Source organism: Clostridium sp. D53t1_180928_C8, assembly GCF_015667795.1.
Classification (GTDB): domain Bacteria; phylum Bacillota; class Clostridia; order Clostridiales; family Clostridiaceae; genus Clostridium.
The window spans coordinates 316797-335870 of the sequence record NZ_JADPEL010000001.1 but is presented as its reverse complement, the minus strand read 5'-3'; the positions used below and the strand labels follow the sequence as shown (position 1 = coordinate 335870).

At 28.2% G+C, this 19074-nt stretch carries 12 protein-coding genes; all 12 read right to left on the bottom strand.

Annotated features, from left to right (window positions below; all coding sequences use genetic code 11):
• Positions 1–111: 111 nt before the first annotated feature.
• The 12 genes from I4V51_RS01475 to I4V51_RS01420 all read right to left on the bottom strand — a co-directional run bounded on the left by I4V51_RS01475 (position 112) and on the right by I4V51_RS01420 (position 19051).
• On the bottom strand, positions 112–4983 hold the full coding sequence (locus I4V51_RS01475) for a discoidin domain-containing protein (protein ID WP_195986554.1): 4872 nt from the start codon (positions 4981–4983) through the stop codon (positions 112–114).
• Between the two features lie 203 nt (positions 4984–5186).
• Positions 5187–6551: an MATE family efflux transporter gene (locus I4V51_RS01470; protein WP_195986553.1), complete on the bottom strand. Its 1365-nt coding sequence runs from the start codon at positions 6549–6551 to the stop codon at positions 5187–5189.
• A 127-nt stretch (positions 6552–6678) separates the two neighbouring features.
• Positions 6679–7389 carry a trehalose operon repressor gene (treR, locus tag I4V51_RS01465; protein WP_195986552.1) on the bottom strand — a complete coding sequence of 237 codons (711 nt, stop codon included), beginning with the start codon at positions 7387–7389 and terminating at the stop codon, positions 6679–6681.
• Positions 7390–7425: 36 nt separating this feature from the next.
• On the bottom strand, positions 7426–9087 hold the full coding sequence (treC, locus tag I4V51_RS01460; protein WP_195986551.1) for an alpha,alpha-phosphotrehalase: 1662 nt from the start codon (positions 9085–9087) through the stop codon (positions 7426–7428).
• Between the two features lie 88 nt (positions 9088–9175).
• The gene (gene treP / locus I4V51_RS01455; protein ID WP_195986550.1) at positions 9176–10582 is read right to left on the bottom strand and encodes a PTS system trehalose-specific EIIBC component; all 1407 of its coding nucleotides are present in this window, start codon (positions 10580–10582) and stop codon (positions 9176–9178) included.
• 176 nt (positions 10583–10758) lie between these two features.
• Positions 10759–12018: a HAMP domain-containing sensor histidine kinase gene (locus I4V51_RS01450; protein WP_195986549.1), complete on the bottom strand. Its 1260-nt coding sequence runs from the start codon at positions 12016–12018 to the stop codon at positions 10759–10761.
• A complete protein-coding gene (locus tag I4V51_RS01445) occupies positions 12019–12717 on the bottom strand; it encodes a response regulator transcription factor (protein ID WP_195986548.1) in 699 nt (232 codons plus the stop codon).
• Positions 12718–12734: 17 nt separating this feature from the next.
• Complete coding sequence (locus tag I4V51_RS01440; protein ID WP_195986547.1) at positions 12735–15026, bottom strand: ABC transporter permease; 2292 nt, start codon at positions 15024–15026, stop codon at positions 12735–12737.
• Positions 15027–15224: 198 nt separating this feature from the next.
• Positions 15225–15893 (bottom strand): ABC transporter ATP-binding protein, encoded by a 669-nt coding sequence (locus tag I4V51_RS01435; protein WP_195986546.1) that lies wholly within the window; start codon positions 15891–15893, stop codon positions 15225–15227.
• A 105-nt stretch (positions 15894–15998) separates the two neighbouring features.
• Entirely contained in the window at positions 15999–17687 is a 1689-nt protein-coding gene (locus I4V51_RS01430; RefSeq protein WP_243281348.1) for an ABC transporter permease subunit, read from the bottom strand.
• A gap of 9 nt (positions 17688–17696) precedes the next feature.
• Positions 17697–18629 (bottom strand): ABC transporter ATP-binding protein, encoded by a 933-nt coding sequence (locus I4V51_RS01425; RefSeq protein WP_195986545.1) that lies wholly within the window; start codon positions 18627–18629, stop codon positions 17697–17699.
• A 20-nt stretch (positions 18630–18649) separates the two neighbouring features.
• The gene (locus I4V51_RS01420; RefSeq protein ID WP_195986544.1) at positions 18650–19051 is read right to left on the bottom strand and encodes a hypothetical protein; all 402 of its coding nucleotides are present in this window, start codon (positions 19049–19051) and stop codon (positions 18650–18652) included.
• Between the last annotated feature and the right edge of the window lie 23 nt (positions 19052–19074).

Sequence of the window (19074 nt, the reverse complement as noted above, 5' to 3'; positions counted from 1 at the left end):
TACTTTATTCATTTTAATGAATAAAGTAGCTCTTCCTAATAATTTTTCTATTTTTTCACTACAATTCTTTTATCTAAATTGTAATATCTAATGGCAAACATATTTGTTATTTTACTTCTTTTTTCTTCTTAATATAAGCCCTCCGCCTATTGCAGTTAAACCTAACAATCCTACTGCTACAGCTGAAGTTCCTCCTGTTTTAGGTAAACTTCCATCGCCTTTTCCATTATTATTTCCTGGCTTATTAGCTCCGTTATTACCTCCATTACCATTTTCAGATCCATTTGTATTATTATTTGAGTTATCTGCACTTGCAACCAATTCACCTAAAGCAGTTTCTAATTCAGCTCTAGCTTTATTAACTTCATCCATTTCTACATCTTCATTTGATATAATTGCTTTAGCCACAGCCAGTTTTTCTTCTAATTTAGCCCAAGATTCTTTAGTATACTTATTTTTATCTAAACTTTCTACCTTATTTATTAAATCTTGTAATTTGTCCTTATTTGGTTTTAGTCTTAGCTCTAAGAATGATCTTAATAACTCATTATAAGTTTTAGAAACTTCTTCTTCCATTGCATTTTCATTAGCTAAAACATTATTAGCTTTTTCTAATACAATAGCTAATTTATCCCAAGTAGAACTTATATATTCTGATTTATCTAAAGCTTCAACTTTAGATACTAAAGATTCTAATGCTTTCTTATCCCCCTTTTCAAAAGATAACATATGCATTACTTCACTTAATCTATTAAATGAAGCATCTATTTGATCTTGTGTAGCATTTTCATTACTTAATAATTCCTTAGCTTCTTGTAATGCAGCCTTAAATTCATTAACAACTACTGGTACAACACTTGAAAGTTCTTCTTCTGTTATTCCCTCAGCTATAGATACAGCTATTTCTAAATGTTTCTTATTCAATTCTACATCTGGTGTTGATGGTTTTTCTTCTAAAGCTTCAAAAGCTACTTTTAAATCTTCAAGTGCTGCATTAACATCATCTTGAGTTGCTTCTGAACTTGCTGCTACAGCTTGTGCTGCTTCCTTAGCTAATCTAAATACTTCAAATGATTCTGCTGTATAACTATCTTCAACTATATTTTCAAGTCCAGCTAAATATTCATTTAAAGCTGATTTATCAACTTCTGGTAAAACAGGTATATCTTTAGCTTCATGTATAAAGAATTCTGATGCAGTTGCAAAATTTCCAGCTCCTGCATTTGCTACTATCTTAATATATCTAGCCTCAACTTCATCAAATTTAGCATATTTATTGGATATATTATTTTCCCAAGTGAATTTGCTAATAAGCTTATATTCATCACCTTCGCTAGCTTTTACATAAATATCACAATCTGTAATTCTTCCATTTGCATTACCATCTTGCCTTGGCATGTAAGTAATCTTATTAATATTTTTTACTTCCTTCATATCAACTTCAACTGTTGCTGGTAAAGCTTGATGTGGACTATAGTTTGTATGCCACCATGTATCTGGATTATTATCAAATGCTAATCTTATCGGCCCTTCAATTCCTCCACCTGCTAATGCATTTTCATTATCTGTAGTTACTGTAAAGTTACTAGAATCTACAACTGTTTCATCTTCTGGTAAAGTACCATTTCCAACTATTATTTCATCTATTAATCCTTTAAATGAATTTGTAGCACTTCCTATCTTTTCTAAAGGTATTAACATAGTTCCTACTGCTGGACGACTACCTATAGTATCAACTAATTCATTATTTACATATAACATAGCTTTTTCATTTTTACTTGCAAATGTTAAATGAACCCACTCATTTTCTGGTAATTCATAATTAAACGAGAAATCTTGTCTTTCTCTCGTAAATCCTACTTTACCATTCTTATCTACAGCTTTTATAGCGTAATCATCAAATTGTGATAATGATTTAGATTCAAATATTATTTGCTCTCCTTCTGGAGCATTTGCATCCTTCTTAATCCAGAATGAAACTGAATTTGGTAATCCAACCTTCTTAATTGGTGTTTCTACATAACTAGTTCCACCATTAAGTCTTAAAGCTTTACCTACTTTACCTTTTTCAAATGAAACATTCTCTTTTGAAATTGAATCATATCCATTTCCTGATTTATCCCCTATAGTTTCTTCTTCAAAATCATATTTTATATATTCTGATCCTACTGAATCTACAGTATAATATGGATTAGTATTTGGAGCAGTACCTGTAATTGCAGATAATTCATTTAATTCATTAAAAGTCTTATCTTCTCCATCTCCCCACATCTTTTCAGCTAAAGCAGGAAGTGGTTTAAAGAAGCGATCAAATACATCATACTCTGAAACCTTAGCATCTCTCTTATCTATAGCATCATTCCATATAGCATAAGCTCCACCTAACATTTGGTCATCACCTGCTGGAATATAAGTGCCACCAATACTATTTGGCTCCCAGTTATTATATAATCTTTGAGCATTTAAGTAGTTTGCATAATATCCTGCTGTTGGAACTATATATACATCTGAATCAAGCGTATTAATTAAATCATATCCTGCTTCAAACATTTCCTTTGGATTTGCCCAATCTCTTGACCAAACATTTATTTGAACATCATTAGATCTAACAGGAGTTTCTCCTCTAAGCCAAGTTAATCCTCCCCACATACGAACTGTTCTACCAGTATCTTGAACATGTCCAAGCATAGCATCTGTAAATACTCTATAGTGCTCTGCATTTGCTTCATATTCATCAGTACCAACATGAACTGTAGTACCTAAATCAAATACTGGATTTTCACCTTCCATATATTCATTAAATAAATTCTTAACAAATTCTAATGATTCTGGATTACCTAAGTCTAAATGATCTATTGTTGGACGTCTATTTATTCTAGGATTCCATCCTTCAAGAGCTAAATTCTTAAACACTTTAGTTATAGACATAGCATGAGCAGGAGTATCTATTTCTGGAACTATATTTACTCCTATCTCTCTTGATTCTTGAATAAAGCTTCTAAAATCATCCTTTGTATAATATAAATCTTTAGCTGTTATTCCTTCTCCTTGTTCATTTCTAACACCTGATTCTAATCTAAAGGCTTCATATGCATTATAAGCATCTTCCATATTAGATTTATCAGAATTAATGTATTCTTCTAAGAATATATAGTTATCATTTAAGTGAACTTGTAGGTCATTTAGCTTATACCATGCCATTGTTTCAGCTAACGCCTTCAAAGACTCTAGTTCATAAGATTTTCTTGCAACATCTAGAACAAACCCTCTAACCTTATACTTTGGATAGTCTCTAACAATACCTTGTGGAATTGTTGTCTCAGTTTGCTTTAAAATTTGTAGTATTGAACGAGTTGCATAGTAAGCACCTTGTGCCGCCTTAGCTTCAATCTTAATAGAATTATCTACTATTATTATGTTACCTTCATTACAAAGTCCAGTATCATCGGTTGCTAATGTAAGGAAAAAATTATTATTACCAGCTTCACTTCCTTGCTCTATAACTATGTCTTTTCCTACTATATCTTTATAATCTACTGCGAACTTTTTAGCTGTTTCATTTAACTGTTCTGTATAAGCACTATCAACTATAATTTTAGTTGAATCTGTAATTGTAAAGTCTCCTTCTGTTCCATACCATTCAGCTAGTTCTGGAATAACTTTTGGTTTTTCATTTCCTACATTTGCTTGATATTTTCCTGGTACTGTAACTCTTATTGGTGCTGTTGTTTTACTTTGCTCACCTTTCTTTACAGTAAAGTTAACTTCAACTACAGTATCAATCAAAGGTTGATGTATAGTTCTATCAGCCCCTATTATTTGTTCATAATCAGCACCAACAAATTCTATTTCATATCCTTCTGGAACTTCCGGCATAGCCATATGAGTGTCACCCTTATTTATCGGTGTAACTGCTATTCCACTTGTAACTGATTCAAGTGTATGTTCAGGCATGGCTAACTTTTCACCAAATAATTCAAACTCATAAATAGAAACAGTATTCCATGTATTAGTAGTTCCTGAAGCATTTGTACCAGTTTGACTAAAATCATTTATTTTAACTCTAAAATATTTAGCTGTTTTTGGTTCTGCAAAATTCCCCTTTTCTCTAACTTCTTCAGTTCTTGAACTTCTTGACCAAACTGTTTCCCATTCTCTTCCGTCTTGTGAAGCTTGAATTTCATAATTTATTACATTATCTCTTTCCCAATCTATAGCAAAGCTAGCTACTGTTTTAGGCTCTGGCAATTCAATTTGAACCCAATGAGGATTAGATGCTGTTGCACTTCTTACTTCACTTGCCCATCTTGTTTCTTTATTACCATCATTAACCTTGTTTGCAGTTAATGCGCCTCCTTCAAATGCATTAGCTGTTGCAGTCCCTGTACGAGCAATATTTTCTATATTCTTATATTGATTTACTTCTAATTCAAAGACAGATACTGTATTCCAAGTTATAGTTTTCTCACTACCATCAGTATTCCTTACTGCCGATTGAGCATTATAACTTGCAATAGATAGACGTACATAACGAGCACTTTGTGCTTCATCAAATGAAATAACTTGTCTATAATCACTTGGTGTAGCTGTAAACTCCTTAACAGTTCTCCACTCTTCACCATTATCACTAAGTTCTATTATATAATTCGTTGCATTCTTTCTTTCCCATTCAATAGCAACTTCATTGAATGTCTTTACTTCCCCTAAGTCTACTTGTAACCATTTTTTGTTTTCTTGTGTTGGTGATGTTGTATTACTAGCCCATCTTGATTGTCCATTTGCCTTTTGATAATCTACAATTCCATCAATAGCTTTATCAGCAGCTAAAGTACCTGCTTCATTATCAGAAGATGTTGCAACTACTCCATCCCCTAAAGCTAAATTTGTTTTTAAAGCCTCAGCTGCTTTAACATACGTAAAAGAATTACTTAAAAGCATTGTACTTAACGCTAATATAGCTATCTTTTGGTTCCTCTTTTTCATAGATTTTTCCCCCTTTTTTAATTATAAATCTATGTTTATAACTATAAAAAAACTGAAAACGCAAAAAAGCTAATCTATATATTAATATATAGATTAGCTAATGCCCCGAAGGTTACATGCAACAACAAACATAATTTATAATATTTTACAATTAATATTATATTATCAATATTATGTATTGTAAAGGTTTTTACACTTTATTTTTATGCAATATTAAAAGCCTTATTATGTTTAAACTTTTTAATATAAGGATTATTATAAAATGAATATATAAGTTGAGCTGTCATAAAGCACCAAATAATTGGCTCACATAGAATTACACCTAAATAATTCATTCTTGGAATAACTAATATAACAAATATAATTTTTCCAACAAATTCTATAATACTAGATATAAGCGGAAGTATTTTTTTGCCTAATCCCTGCAATGAATACCTTAAATTAAGTAATATTCCTAAAACACCATAAAAAGGTGAATTTATTCTTAAATACCTTGCTCCATTATTAATCACTATAGCTTCACTTGAACCTGATAGAATTTTAACTAATAATGGTGCTATAAAAAATAAAACAACTGTAATAACAATTCCCCAACTAATAGCAAGTAAATTAGAGTAGTATATTGATTTTCTAATTCTCTCCCCCTGATTTGCCCCCTTATTTTGAGAAACAAATGTTGACACTGATTGAGACATTGCCACAATTGGCATAATACAGAAGCTATTTAACTTTCGTGCTGCAGTATGTCCAGCTATAGTTAAATACCCTAATCCATTTATTGCAGTTTGTAATATAACAGTACCACTAGATACAATAGCCATCATAAGTCCCATAGAAAGCCCTTGCCCTAATAACTCTTTATATAATTCTTTTCCTACATTAAAATGCCTCTTATCAGGAATAAGGATTTTAGTTTTTAAGCAAATATAAATTATACATAATATAACAGAAATTCCCTGTGCTATAATTGTTGCAACTGCAGCTCCTTTAATTCCCATATTAAACTTTGTAATAAATAGTATATCTAAAACTATATTTAATAAGGATGATATTATAAGAAATATTAGAGGCATGAAACTATTGCCTATAGCTCTTAACAATCCTGCACATAAGTTATATGCAAACATAACCCCAACAAATAAGGTAATCATTGATATATAAGAATATGATTCTTCTATTATATTTACTGGTGTATTTAACATTCGTAATAATGGCATTAAAAGAACTTTTGATATAACCATAATTATTATAGTAATAAAAATTCCTATAATAATTGAACCTGCAACAGACTTTCTTAATACCTTTGTATCATCAGCTCCATAACTTCTTGCAACAACAATACTAAGACCATTTCCTATTCCTAAAGCAAAGCCTACTAGTAAATCATATACAGCTGTACTAGCCCCTATTGCTGCTAAGGATGTATCACCTAAATAATTTCCAACAATCATTATATCTACTGTATTATATAATTGTTGAAACAAATTAGAAATAAACAATGGTATTGCAAAAACTATTAACGATTTCAAAATATTTCCTTTTAATAAATTTACCTTTGTATTTATCATCCAACATACCCCTATAGAATTTTTTTCCACTTATAAGTATACAACTTAAAGCTTACTAAAAGTCAATATATAAATAAAAAACAGATGAAATTAAATATTATTTTTAATTTCATCTGTAATACAAACTTTAATGCCTTCTTGCAAAATCTACAAATACAAATTTATCTGGTCTATGTCTTGATTCAGTATATTGAAATAAACTTGTATCATCTAAATATGTATAGCTTTTTACTACTACTATCATTTCAAAGCCTTTCATATCTAAATACTTTCTATCTTCTTCGGTTGCATTTTGTACTGTTATTTCTTTTTTTGCATATGCAATTTTTAATCCTAATATATTTTCTATATATTCATATAAAGAATCCTTACATACATCATATGTAATATTATCAACAAACTTTTCCAGTATATAATCTTTATCTAATATTACTTTTTCTCCATCAAAAGCCCTTGTTCTAACAACCTTCCAAACCTTATCATCCTCAGTTATTTCTAATCCTCTTGCTATATTTTTTTCAGGAGATATGCACTCTAAAAATTCAACAAAAGTTTCTATATTGCCACCATACTTCTGCGAAAGTTCCTTAAAGCTAACTACTCCTGATACTGGAAAATTAAACTTATTTATATCTAAAACAAAAGATCCTTTACCTTTAGTTTTTTGTATATATCCATTTTGCTCTAACATATTTAATGATTTTCTAACAGTATCTCTTGATACATTATATTGATCCATTAATTCTTTTTCTGAAGGCAATTTATCATTAGTTTGATACTCTTTGCTCTCTATTTTATTTACTATAATGTTATATATATTTAAATATTTTTTATCCATTTTATATCACCATAGTAATTCTATCATATAAGTATACTATTCCTCAATATAATAAACTACTGATTCATATGGTCTAAGAGTTATTTCCTCATTCAATTTATTTTCATTAGAATAGTTTGATATTAATACCTTATACTTATTATCTTTTATTAATTTAGATGAAATATCTATCTTCACATCTTCTCCATAAAAATTATTTAATACTATTAAAAACTTATTTTCATACTTCCTAGTATATCCAAGTACCTTATTATTATCTTCTAATATCATATTAAAAGAACCTTTTGAAATAACATCATATTCTTTTCTTAATGCTATCAATTTTTTATAATAATAAAATATAGATTCATTATCCTTAAGTGCATTTTCTGCATTTATATCTTTATAAGACTTACTTACTGGTATCCATGGAGTACCAGTTGTAAATCCAGCATTTTCACTATTATTCCATTGAATCGGAGTTCTTGAATTATCTCTAGATTTAGCTTTTAATATCTCTAAAATTCTATCTTCAGACACTCCTTGTTCTTTTAAAATATTATAATAATTTATTGATTCAATATCTCTATAATCATTTATACTATTAAAGTAAGGATTAGTCATACCAAACTCTTCACCTTGATAAATATAAGGTGTTCCTCTCATCATATGAATAGTAGTAGCTAACATCTTTGCGCTTTCATTGGGATATTTTTTATCATCACCAAATCTAGATAAAGCTCTTGGTTGGTCATGATTGCACCAAAATACGGCACTCCATCCATTTCCTTTTTCCATGCCTTCTTGCCAATCTTTAAATATATTTTTAAGCATCATAAAATCAAAATCCATCAAAGTCCATTTATCACCATTCTCATAGTCAACTTTTAAATGATGAAAGTTAAATACCATTGAAAGCTCTTTTTCTTCTGGATTTGAATACTTAATACAATTATCTATTGATGTGGATGACATTTCACCAACTGTCACTACACCTTTATATTTACCAAAGGTATTTTTATTAAGCTCCTTTAAATACATATGAATATTAGGCCCATCAGTATAAAACCTTCTACCATCTCCTATATTATCATCTTCAAAGTTTTCTGGTTTTGATATAAGGTTTATAACATCTAATCTAAATCCCTTTACTCCCTTATCTAACCAAAAATTAGCTACCTTAAATATTTCGTTTCTTACTTCTTCATTATCCCAATTTAAATCACCTTGAGTTACATCAAATAAATGTAAATAATATTCATTAAATTCTTCTACATACTTCCATGCTGATCCACCAAACTTAGAAATCCAATTTGTTGGCTCTTTTCCATCTTTACCTTCTTTAAAAATGTAGAAATCTTTATATTTTTCCTCTCCATTTAATGCATTTTTAAACCATTGATGTTCTGTTGAAGTATGATTAAATACCATGTCTAACATTATATCTATGTTTCTTTTTTTAGCTTCCTCTACAAGCTCCTCAAAGTCATCCATATCACCAAATCGTGGATCTATATTATAATAATCTGCAATATCATAACCATTATCATTTTGTGGAGAAGTATAAAATGGTGTCATCCATATGTAATCAATACCTAACTCTTTTAAATAATCTAATTTTTCTATTATCCCTCTTAAATCTCCAATACCATCCCCATTTGAATCATTAAATGATTTAGGATATATTTGATAAACTACACTTTCTTTAAAATCTTTCATTTTATTTATCTCCTTTTTCTTAACAAGAAAGGACAATATGATAAGCAACTTAAAATTACTTATCTATATCATCCATTTCAATCAATTTTTAACCTAATTTCTTTTTACCTACTACAACTGTTAATACAAATGGTACAACTATTGCTACTACCATTGCTACAGCAAACATTATCATGTGCTGTGGTTGAATTGAAAGGATTCCAGGAATACCTCCAATACCTATCGCATTTGCCATAACTCCACTTGCAACAGAGATAACTGCTGCTATACCTGAACCTATCATCCCACAAATAAATGGGAATCCATATTTTAAGTTAACACCAAATAATGCCGGTTCAGTTACACCTAAGTATGCTGAAATACATGCTGGTATTGAAACTTGTTTTTCTTCTTCATTTTTTCTTTGTAAATATATCATTGCAAGAACTGCTGACCCTTGAGCTATATTAGATAAAGCTATCATTGGCCATAGTAATGTTCCACCTACTTGTGCCATTAATTGAAGATCTATTGCATTTGTCATATGATGTAATCCAGTAATAACTAGTGGTGCATATACAAATCCAAATACACCTGCAAATAACCAACTAAATGATGATGTTAATCCTGAATAAACTATAGTTGAAATCCATGATCCTATAGTCCAACCAATTGGACCTAATACTGTATGTGCAATAAGTACAGCTGGTACTAAAGCAAAGAATGGAACTATAATCATTGATATTGATGCTGGTGAAATCTTTCTAAAGAATCTTTCTAAATATACAAGTACAAATCCTGCAAGTATAGCTGGAATAACTTGTGCTTGATATCCAATCATATTAACTTGTGCAAATCCAAAGTCCCATACTGGAGCTACTGTTCCACCTGAAACTGCATAAGCATTTAAAAGCTGTGGTGATACTAAAGTAATACCTAATACTATACCTAGTATTTGAGTTGTTCCCATCTTCTTAGTTATTGCCCATGTAATTCCTACAGGTAAGAAGTGGAATATAGCTTCACCTATTAACCATAAGAAACTATGTGTCCCTGCCCAAAACTGTGATATTTCAATTAAACTCTTTGTTCCATCTTCAAAGAACTTAACATCTCCAATTATATTTCTAAATCCTAATATTAAACCTCCAACAATAATTGCTGGTATAAGTGGTGAAAAAATTTCTGCTAAATTTGCCATCAATCTTTGTATAAAAGACATATTTGATTTTGCTGCATCTTTTGCATCTTCTTTACTCGTTCCTTCTACTCCAGACACCTTTACAAAATCATTATAAAAATCTGTTACTGTATTTCCTATAATTACTTGGAATTGTCCAGCTTGAATAAATGTACCTTTTACAGACTTTATTTTTTCAATCTCTTCTTTATTTGCTTTAGCTGTATCTTTTAATACAAATCTCATACGTGTTACACAGTGTGTAACTGCAGCAATATTTTCTCTTCCTCCTACACATTCAAGCAATCTTTTTGATTCATCAATATACTTTCCCATCGCTTTTCCTCCTTATTTAAAACTTGTACGTACATCTCATGTTATGCTTTAATAATAACTTGTACGTATATGTTTGTCAATAATATTTTGAAATAGTTTTCACTGTTAATTTTATCCTATAAAAATATACCCTAAACAAAAGGAGATACACTCCTCTCATCTAGGGCATAATTATTTTAATAAATAGATTTTATAAAAGTAATATAAAAAATACTTCCTTTTCCTACTTCACTCTCTACAGTTATATCGCCATTATGTGCTTTTACTATAGCTTTACTTAAACAAAGTCCTATTCCTATACTTGTAGGATTAATTGAATTTTCACCTTTATAAAACCTATTAAAGATTTTCTTTATCTCATCCTTATCAATACCTTCTCCATTATCCTTAACATATACTCTTATAGTAATTGGAGTCTCCTCAACTCCAACTTCTATTTTTCCATTAACATCTGTATGCTCTATAGCATTTTTAATAATATTACTTAAAGCTTCTGCTATCCATTTTCTATCATGATAAAAATTAATTTGTTTATCATATTTAAAACTCAACTCTTGTTTTTTTTCACTTGCTTTTACTTTTAACGGAGATATACTTTCTTCTATAGTATTATTTAAACTAAAACTTTCTTTATGATATTCAACAACATTACTTTCAAGTCTTGCGTATTTTAATAAGGTTTTAACCAGCCATTCCATTCTATCTAACTGTTCATTGCTTGAATCAATAAAATTATCTATATCTTCATATTCCATATTTCTATGATCTGTTAAAATTTCATTGTACATAGAAAGAGCCATTAATGGTGTCTTAAGTTGATGAGAGATATCATTAATTATATTTTTTAAGTTTATCTTTTCTTCATTAAGCAAAGACATACTATTATGTATTCTTTCCTCCATCATAGAAAATTTAAGAATGAATTTATCTAGACTACCTCTATATTTAAAATTCATTTCATCTTCTATATTCTTATTTTCAAGAATAGTTTCTGCTCTATAAGTTAAATATTTAATCTCTTTATATAAAGGATTTATTAACCAAATTATTCCTCCGCTTATTATTAATAATGTTATAATACAAACTCCTCCAATTAAACTCATATATCTATTTATAGAGGTTCCAATCAATGGGTTATTTTTATAATTTAAACTATCATCATATGAATATTTAGATAATATTTCTTCTCCATTACTTATACTATTTGAATCACTAATGATTTTTCCTGTTATAATTGGCACTATATCCCTTGCAAGATTACTATCCTTATTATTTACAAATGATAAAATAGAAAAGTTTTGATTTATTATTCTACTGTTAATTGATTTTATTGAACTATAAAAAATAATATAAAATACTATTCCTTGAATCAGTAGTGCTATAAATACATATGTTATAATCTTTAACCTTTCATCTTTATTTTGAAATGCTATCAATTATTTCACCACCTTAGCTGCCCATTTATAACCTACACCTCTTACTGTTATTATTAAAGTTGGATTTTTACTATCATTTTCTATTTTTTCTCTCAATCTCTTCATATATACACTTAAAGCATTATCATCAATAAAGTTACCATCAATGTCCCAAAGCTTCTCTAAAATTATATTTCTAGTTAATACATTTGGAGCATTTTCCATAAGAATTTTTAATAGCTTAAATTCATTTAATGTTAGAGATAACTCTTCTCCATTTTTCCTTACAATATGAGCTCCATTATTAATCTCAATCCCTTCACTAGTCATTACTTCTTTATTAGTATCTTTTATTAAATTTCCTTTTCTTCTTAAAACAGCATTTATCCTTGAAGTAAGCTCTCTAATTTTTACAGGTTTAGTAACATAATCATCTGCTCCTAAGTCTAATCCTGTTACTATATTTGATTCTTCATCACAAGCTGTCATAAATATTATAGGAACTTCATTTCCATTTTCCCTTATCTCACTACAAAGCTCATATCCATCACCATCTGGCAACATTAAATCTAAAAGTATTATATCAATATTGTCATTTATCATAGTTCTTGCTGTTTTTAAATTCATAGCATGATCTACCATAAACCCTTCCTTTTTTAAACTGTATATTACAGCTAAAGCAACTGCTCTATCATCTTCTACTAATAATATATTTTTCATATTTTACTTAACCATCCTTATTCATTATTTCTAATTAGCTTTGTTGTATCCATTGTCTTAAGTTTTCTTATTGGTAAATAACTTGCTAATATATTAATAATTAATAATACTGATACCCCAAATAACATAGCTTCTATAGGCATATTTGTAATCTCTACTTCTGAAGTATAATATATAATTTCATTAATTATTTTTAGTATTACAATTGATAACCCTAAAGATATAGCTGATGCTATAATCCATTGAATTATTCCTTCTAACATTAATATTTTTCTTAATCTTTTCTTAGTCATTCCAATAGCAAGAAATACTCCTATTTCCTTGCTTCTTAGCTTTATATTTATAGTCTTATTATTTATGATATTCATAGCTCCCACAATAATAGTTAAGACTAATATTATATACATAACGATTCCCATCATCAAATAATATTTTCCAATATAATCCTTCCAATCATAATTTTCAAAATAATACCCATCTATAACATTTGAATATTCTTTAATAATTCCTATTGATCTATCATCATCAGTAGCATCAATCATTAAATTAATTTGATTAAACTTTAACCCCTCTCTATTAACAAAATCTTCACTTACTATTAAAGTTATACTATTGGGATATCCATATCTCTTTCCGTCTAAAACTTTATCTCCATCTATAGAACCTAAATATTTAAATTCTATCTCTCTATTATTTTTCATAATATAATCTATGTCTTCTGAAACTGGTATCCTTATTCCATCATTAATATCTTTTATAGCTAAAGTAAACTTATCTTTTAAATTTAAATCAAATAAATTTTCCCTACATACATCAATAAAATTTTTAATAACTACTCTATTAATAATTACTACTCCATTATCTTTAAAATCCTCTAATGATAACTGTTCATCTACATACGGTAGCATCTCTTCTAAGGTATTATCATCTGATACTAAAATTCTAATCATATTACTATATGTTGATTGCTTTCCTTCGAAATTAATACTTTTTTCACCGTATCCATATTCTTCTTTTATTTCTGGAATATATTTATTTAATTTTACATCTTTAAAAATTCCATCAGCTGAATAATTTACTCTAGAATAAATTTTTTCTGCTACACCTAACTGCGAAATTTGATTTTTGTGATATAAGATTTCATCTGAAACATTTTCACTTTTCGGTGTAATATCTAATGCAATATCTTTAGTATATTCACTAGAATTAACAGTAATTAAATTTTCATTATATGCAGAAAATACAATAAATACAGTTAATATAATAATCGATACTACTGTAGTAATAATAAAATTTTTATCATCAGCTCTAATATTTTTATATGCTATTTCACCATTATATCCAAATAACCTTGCTATAATATTGGGATTTCTTCTTTTAATATTAGCTATGCCTTTTACGCCCTCTATAGGTGATAGTTTTCCAATATTAACTAAAGGTACAATAGTTGAAACTACTATATTAATAATAGTTAAAATAATTACCATTATTAATACATTAGGATATATTTTATATCCTAATCCATAACTTTCCATTCCAATAAACTTGCTTAATACTATATCTGAGATGAAAAAGCATACTAACTGACCTAGAATTATACCAGGTATTATAGATAAAATTAGTAAAAAACAACTTTCCCTTATTAACATTCTTCTTAATTTGTTAGGCGTTGCACCAATGCATCTTAATATTGAAAATTGATTTACTCTTTCTTTCACTGAAACATTAATAGCGCCATAAGTAAGAAAAATTGTAAGTATCAATATTACTATATATAAAGACGCTTCAACTATTTTATAGTTATTTCCGTCTCCATAACTATAAAATAACATTTCGTTAGTGAATACATTATTTCTTTTTATTTCTAAGTTATCTGCTATTTTATATATTTCATCTCTATCTGTATGTATTGTATTAAAAATTGCATTTGTATTTTCATATTCAGAATATGTTATACCTTCAATACTATATGAATTAAATGGACTATTTTTATCAAAAAAACCTGTAATTTTATATTCTTTTCCTACAAAAGTTATTAAATCTCCAATTTTATTATTTAAAAGATTTTTCCCAACTTCATCTAATATTATTTCTCCTTCTTCTTTTGGTATATTTCCACTCTCTAACTTTATAATTGGAGAAAATATTTCTTGCAGTGCCACCCTATCTAGCGAATAAATATTAATATTTTTTTCGATTCCATTTATGCTAACCCTTTCACTATAAATTTCACCATAAGAACCAACATTACGCACATTAACATTATTGGTAAGCATTTTTAGTTGTTCCTCTGAAATATCTTTAAACATAGCCTCATAATCTCCACTATTAGACTTGGTTTCTAAAATGTTCAAATCCCTAGAGTAATTCTGTATATATCCTACTGACGTAAATAAAATAATGCTCAAAATTATACCTAGTATAGTTAATAAATTTCTTCTTCTATTCACTGTAAATTGTTTATTTACTATATCTCCATATTTCTTAATTTTTCTCACCTCTTTACTTTACAGTTCTATTAACATTCCATCTTTAATAGTTATAACTCTATCAGCCATTTTAGATATTTTTTCATCATGTGTTATTAAAACTAAAGTTTGATTATATTTTCTTGTACTAAACTTTAAAAGCTCCATTATATCCATTGCAGTTTTAGAGTCTAAATTTCCTGTAGGTTCATCAGCTAATATTATTGATGGTTTATTTGCCAGTGCTCTCCCAATTGCAACTCTTTGTTGCTGACCACCTGATAATTGTGATGGCATATGATTCCTTCTGTCTTCTAAGGCTAACATTTTTATTAATTCATTCTTATATGATTCATCAATAACACCATCATCTAATAGAACTGGCATTTCTATATTTTCTTCTACTGTTAATACCGGAATTAAATTATACATCTGAAATACAAATCCTACTTTGCGAAGCCTAAGCAATGATATTTCCTCTTCTGATAATGAATTTAAGTTAATATTATCTATAAATACATCTCCTTTAGTTGCCCTATCTATTCCCCCTATAATATGTAATAATGTAGATTTTCCTGAACCAGAAGCCCCTACTATTGCTACAAATTCTCCTTTTTCTATAGTTAAGTTTATATCCTTTAAAGCTTCTATCTTATTCTCATCCTTACCATAAATTTTACTTACTTTTTTTACACTTATAACACTCATTTTTCTCTCCTAAATAATTACTATATATTATATAATATTCGTATTTTCTTACATTTCCATAACAAAAAAAGGATTATATTTTAATAAATATAATCCTCTCTAAATTTAGCTTTTAACATCCTTCTTAATAAACACTATAAATGTTCCTATTAACAATACAGCGGATACAATTAATAATTGAACTGCTCCACTTTCAAAGTTCATAGACATTCCAAAACTTTCTGATAACATCTGCTGACCACTTGGCATTAATCTTAAATATGAACTATTAATATACGGCAATAAAGTATTCACTATCCAAGTTTGCTTCATACTTATTAATAAATCTGTTGCTGGTGCTATACCTAAATAAAGAACCATACTAATAGCTACCGCTAAAGCAGTGTTTTTAGCTAAAGTTGAAACTGCAAATACTAAAGATATTATAAATACCAAACTTGAACAAGATAATAATATTTTTGGTATCAAATAACTCATAAAACTTACTTGTTCAATATTTATACCTACTGTTTCTAAAAGTGGTGTATTGTAAGTATCCATTCCAAACACAACTCCTGTAGAAACATAGAGTATTCCTATTCCTAATATTACTATTGAAAATCCAACAATTAATACTGCTAATAGTTTTGATAATAATATTTTCCATCTTGATACTGGTCTAATAAGAAGTAATCTAATAGTTCCCTTAGAAAACTCTGTTGCTACAATTCCACCACCAATTATAATAACCATTATAACTGCAAGTATAATATATATTTCATATGTGCTATCTAAAACACTTCTAGCATCTCTTATGTCATTTAAATCTGGAATATTATTTTCTAATCCATACCATACTTCTTTTATTTTATTTACTCTTTTATTATTTGTTTCATTATAATTTTTAACGTACTCATCATAAGTCATTGAATATTCTAACTGATTTGCTGAAGCTGCATATTCTTTTTCAGTTAATAATTTCATTCTTAATTCTGATACTTCTTCTTCAACTGTTTTAATAGAATTATTTTTCCAGTTACTTGAATCATAATTAATTTTATTATCTAATCTAAATTGCATTATTGCATTATCAATATTAAAGTATTTTATACTTTCTGCTGCGTTTATAGCCTCTTTTTCTAATGCTTCAAGCTTTTCTATATCTTCCTTTTTTGTAGGATTCTTAGCTTTTAACTTTTCATATTCATCAATATATTTTTGATTAAGTGCTATATATTCATTTTTTCTTTTTATCTCATCTTCTGTATGAGCTAAATTATCATTGTTAGCAATTATATCTAAGGCACGTTGCTTTAATGCTGTATACTTAGCTTCTACTTCTTTCTTCTTTTCTAAAGTCATCTTATTATATTCTTGTATTTTATTGGGATCTACACATTGAAGTTTTTCTATAATTACCTCTTGATTGTATCCATTTAATACAAATTCAATTGCTGCTAATTCATAAGCTGCATTTCTATAAGCCTCAACTTCATTCTTTCTCCAATCATCAAATCCAATTTCATAATCTACAAATAATTGCATACACTCTTTTTCTATTATAGCGTACTTTAGCTGAATCTTCCCTTTTTCAGTTTTATCCTTAGAAAATTCTTCAACATTTTGCTCTGCCTGTTGAAGCATATACTTATTACTTTCTAAAGCATTAGAATACTGATAATTTTGTGGTATTTTATTTATCACTGCCGGTAATATCATTGCTGATATTAATATTAAAGCAAATATAATTTTAATACTTGGCTTTTTAAACTGTTTTACTAATTCATTATATGTTAATCTAAATATTTTCATCATTAATTCCCCCTATCTAATTTGATCTTTTGAACCTTTAGTTACTTCCATAAATTCTTCTTCTAAAGTTTTACTAACTTGAGTAATTAAAAATACCGATATATTATTTAAAACTAATTGCTTATTAATTTCTGCTAAATCTTCTTTTTCACAATTTATTTTAATTCCCTCTTCTATTATTTCTGATTTTAATTCTTTAAAATTATCTTTTATAACTTTTAAAGCATTTTCTTTATTATCTACATCTATATTAAAAGACTTAATTGTTTTTGATTCTTCTTTTCTTATATCACTTAATGTTTTAATATCAATAATCTTTCCAGAATCGATAATTCCAAACCTATCACACATAAGCTCCATTTCAGATAAAAGATGACTTGAAACCACTACAGCTAGTCCTTCTTTTTCAGCTAAATCCCTTAATGTTTCTCTTAATTCTTTTATCCCCATTGGATCTAACCCATTTGTAGGCTCGTCTAATATAAGTAAACTTGGATTGTGTAATAATGCTTGCGCTACACCTAACCTTTGACGCATCCCTAATGAATACTTACTTACCTTATCATTTATTCTGTTCCCAAGCTTAACTAAGTTAACTACCTCATCAATTCTTTCCTTTGTTATTCCCCCATGCATCCTAGCATAAAGCTTTAAATTATCTTTTCCACTTAAATAACCATACATTTCAGGATTTTCAATAATTCCACCTACTCTATTTAAAGCTTTTTCAAATTGATTCTTTACACTTTTCCCATCTATATATATTTCACCTTTACTTATGCTGTAAAGTCCCGTAATCATTTTAATTGTAGTAGTCTTCCCAGCTCCATTAGGACCTAAAAATCCAAATATCTCACCTTTACTTACAGTAAAATTAATATCTTCAACTAATGCTTTTCCATTCATAATTTTACTGACATTTTTTAATTCTAAAACAGCCTTCATTTTTCTAATTCCCCTTCTTTTTATTTATTTTCAATTTCTATATCAAATGTTCCATCCTCTTTATCAATAATAGATATATTAGCTTTTTTTCCTTCACTTAAATCCACTTTAAAGTCATCTTTTTCATAAACAACTTTTTCACCATTATATATTTGTATTAAAAATTCAACTTCTTCTTCCTCTGTCAATACGACCTGCGAAGTTGCCCCTTTTTCTACTTTAGTAGCTTCAAACATCGGCTCCATTCCTATTTCGAAATCACCAATTAAGCATCTTACTCTATCTACACCTTTATCAGCTTCATATTTTAAAACAAAATTACTTCCTGACTCTTCTTGCGTTTTGTCATTACCACATCCACCTAAAATTAAAATTACTGAAAATACTATTATTACAAAAGAAATATTTTTTATTTTTCTCATACCTACACCTCATTAACTTTTAT

Bases quoted from the DNA above. Each gene is read 5' to 3' on its own strand.
- treP (WP_195986550.1), bottom strand. From the start codon at position 10,582: ATGGGAAAGTATATTGATGAATCAAAAAGATTGCTTGAATGTGTAGGA.
- I4V51_RS01425 (WP_195986545.1), bottom strand. From the start codon at position 18,629: ATGAAGGCTGTTTTAGAATTAAAAAATGTCAGTAAAATTATGAATGGA.
- I4V51_RS01475 (WP_195986554.1), bottom strand. From the start codon at position 4,983: ATGAAAAAGAGGAACCAAAAGATAGCTATATTAGCGTTAAGTACAATG.
- I4V51_RS01440 (WP_195986547.1), bottom strand. From the start codon at position 15,026: ATGTTTAAAGATATTTCAGAGGAACAACTAAAAATGCTTACCAATAAT.
- I4V51_RS01445 (WP_195986548.1), bottom strand. From the start codon at position 12,717: ATGAAAAATATATTATTAGTAGAAGATGATAGAGCAGTTGCTTTAGCT.
- I4V51_RS01430 (WP_243281348.1), bottom strand. From the start codon at position 17,687: ATGATGAAAATATTTAGATTAACATATAATGAATTAGTAAAACAGTTT.
- I4V51_RS01420 (WP_195986544.1), bottom strand. From the start codon at position 19,051: ATGAGAAAAATAAAAAATATTTCTTTTGTAATAATAGTATTTTCAGTA.
- I4V51_RS01435 (WP_195986546.1), bottom strand. From the start codon at position 15,893: ATGAGTGTTATAAGTGTAAAAAAAGTAAGTAAAATTTATGGTAAGGAT.
- treR (WP_195986552.1), bottom strand. From the start codon at position 7,389: ATGGATAAAAAATATTTAAATATATATAACATTATAGTAAATAAAATA.
- I4V51_RS01470 (WP_195986553.1), bottom strand. From the start codon at position 6,551: ATGATAAATACAAAGGTAAATTTATTAAAAGGAAATATTTTGAAATCG.
- treC (WP_195986551.1), bottom strand. From the start codon at position 9,087: ATGAAAGATTTTAAAGAAAGTGTAGTTTATCAAATATATCCTAAATCA.